General features: G+C 50.8%; 1 protein-coding gene. It reads left to right on the top strand.

The window, feature by feature from the left end; all coding sequences use genetic code 11:
- Positions 1-99: 99 nt before the first annotated feature.
- Positions 100-443: recombinase zinc ribbon domain-containing protein (locus ACE41H_RS25185; RefSeq protein WP_375358317.1), on the top strand; the 344-nt coding region annotated here is incomplete at its 3' end.

Here is a 443-nt window from a genome sequence, read left to right as displayed (position 1 = left end):
CAAGAAAGGCCAGGTGTACCGGTATCAGATCGTGGAGACGATCGTCACGGAAGATGCCCATCCCGCGATCATTCCAGTAGAAGAGTGGGAACGAGCTAACTGGTACAAAATGGAACGGGGGGGGCAGACCCTTTCACCCGCGAGAGACCAGCAGATAAAACGGGAACCACCCTGCTCAAAGACCTGTTATTCTGCGGGATTTGCGGAAGAAAGCTTGAGATTCACAAAAGGAAAAACGGCACGTTACTCATCATGCCATGCCGCAAAGTGCTGCCTGACAGCGATATAAAATGCAACAATCAGGGAGTGAAGCTGCAGTCGCTGGAAGAAGAGGTACTGCAGCAGCTTCAGAGCGATAAAAGGTTACAATGGGATCAACATCTGCAGCCGCAAGAGCAGACAAGCATCCTGATGGATTTACACGAACGTCTGATGCTGATCGA

Origin of the sequence: Paenibacillus enshidis, assembly GCF_042136365.1 — a bacterium.
In the GTDB taxonomy this organism is placed as follows: domain Bacteria; phylum Bacillota; class Bacilli; order Paenibacillales; family Paenibacillaceae; genus Paenibacillus; species Paenibacillus enshidis.
Note: the sequence above shows the minus strand (reverse complement) of the source record. Positions and strands in the feature narration are given on the sequence as shown.